The sequence below is a fragment of the Caballeronia sp. EK genome, assembly GCF_014384845.1.
Taxonomy (GTDB): domain Bacteria; phylum Pseudomonadota; class Gammaproteobacteria; order Burkholderiales; family Burkholderiaceae; genus Caballeronia; species Caballeronia jiangsuensis.
In genome coordinates, this window is record NZ_JACSUE010000067.1 from 1 (window position 1) to 2,051 (window position 2,051).

Sequence of the window (2,051 nt, forward strand, 5' to 3'; positions counted from 1 at the left end):
TCGCTGCCAGAAGGGACCCGCTCGGCCACCTTCGAGCGTCTGCTGGAGGCGGTTCTCGCACTCGACGTGGCCGACCGGGGCGAGCCTCTGGCCGCGCTCGCCCGCCAGATCGGGTCGCTGCCTTACGGGAGCCGGCGGGCCACCTTCGAGCGTCTGCTGGCGGCGGTTCGTGAACTCGACGTGGCCGGGCGGGGCGAGCCCCTGGCCGCGCTCGCCGGCCGGATCGAGTTGCTGCCTGAAGGGACCCGGCCGGCCGCCTTCGAGCCTCTGCTGGAGGCGGTTCGTGAACTCGACGTGGCCGGGCGGGGCCAGCCCCTGGCCGCGCTCGCCGGCCGGATCTGGGCGCTGCCTGAAGGGACCCGGCCGGCCGCCTTCGAGCGTCTGCTGGAGGCGACTCTCGTACTCGACGTGGCCGGGCGGGGCGAGCCCCTGGCCGCGCTCGCCGACCAGATCTGGGCGCTGCCTGAAGGGACCCGGCAGGCCACCTTCGATCGTCTGCTGGAGACGACTCTCGTACTCGACGTGGCCGACCGGGGCGAGCCCCTGGTCGCGTTCGCCGACCAGATCTGGGCGCTGCCACAAGGGACCCGCTCGGCCACCTTCGATCGTCTGCTGGAGACGACTCTCTTACTCGACGTGGCCGACCGGAGCGAGCCCCTGGTCGCGCTCGCCCGCCAGATCGGGTCGCTGCCTGTAGGGACCCGGCAGGGCGCCTCCAAGAGTTTGTCTGCTGCGCTTCAATCAAGATGAGAGTGCGCCGGGAGACCAAGGAGTAGATGGTGAGGCGTTGTTAAGTTGAGATCGCCCCCCGCAAAACGAATCCCTTGCTGAGCGTTTAAACTCAAGCAAGGAGAGTTAAGAAGATGGGCATGACGAAGCGGGCGCGCTACACGCTCGAATTCAAGCTGAAAGCGGTTCGGCTGGTCAGGGCCGGCCAGAAGCGTTGCGGCAGTGGCTGCGATGCTGGACGTGCCAATGCAGTCGATATCCAACTGGGTCAAGGCTGAGCAGGAAGGCAAGCTCAGCGGAGCCGGAACAAAGCCGGTCAGTGCGGAGCAGATGGAATTGTCCAGACTTCGTGCCGAAGTGGCGCGCCTGAAGATGGAGCGTGACATCCTAAAAAGGCGTGCGCGTACTTCGCGAAGGACTCGACGTGAAGTACGCCTTTATCGAACACAATCGTCGCCACTGGCCGATTTCGGTGTTGTGCGAGGTGCTGGAAGTCAGCCCCAGCGGTTTTCATCAGCGGCGGAAACGCGCCGCTCAGAACAAGCCGCAGCGCAGTCGCGTGAGCAACGACGCGCTGCTGGCACACATCAAGGCGATTCACTCGGAGGTCAAGGGCGAATACGGTTGGCCGCGCATGTGGAAAGAGCTGGTTGCGCGCGGCGTACGCGTGGGCAAGGAGCGGGTTCGCAAGCTGATGGCGCAGCACGGCATCCGTGCCCGGCACAAGCGCAAGTACGTCGCGACGACGAACGCGAATCACGGCCTGCCGGTCGCGCCGAACCTGCTGGAACGCAACTTCACCGCGACGGCGCCGAATCAAGTCTGGACGAGCGACATCACGTATGTGGCGACGGCTGAAGGCTGGCTTTACCTGACGGTCATCCTCGACCTGTTCAGCCGGCAGGTGGTGGGCTGGTCGATGCAGCCGCACATGCGCACGGGGCGGGTGTCCGACGCGCTGCGTATGGCGTGGTTTCGCCGCCGGCCGGAAGCGGGCCTGATCCTTCATAGCGACAGGGGTAGCCAGTATTGCAGTCGTGACTTCCAGGACCTACTCAAGGGCTACGGCATGCGTAGCTCGATGAGTCGCAAGGGAGATTGCTGGGACACTCAGTCCAAAATACGTCTTGAACGTCGGACCGATCTGACCCGTGCTGGGATTGGCCGGGCTGCCTTTGCATTGACCTGTCGATCGGGCTCCGGCGTTTCCCGAGCATTGCCGGGCCCAGCGTTTGTGACCTGATAGGAGCTTTGTCCTGCACCGTGAGTGTCCTGTCCAGCGAATGGGGTTGGCGATGCGCCCACCACGACGGAAACAGGCA

1 protein-coding gene and 1 pseudogene are annotated in these 2,051 nt (G+C 65.2%); both read left to right on the plus strand.

Annotated features, from left to right (window positions below; all coding sequences use genetic code 11):
- The coding region (locus tag IAG25_RS41055; RefSeq protein WP_187609884.1) for a hypothetical protein at positions 1 to 750 on the plus strand (750 nt) is incomplete at its 5' end.
- A gap of 113 nt (positions 751 to 863) precedes the next feature.
- Positions 864 to 1,837 (plus strand): annotated as a pseudogene (locus IAG25_RS41060) (IS3 family transposase); the annotation flags it as partial.
- Positions 1,838 to 2,051 lie beyond the last annotated feature (214 nt).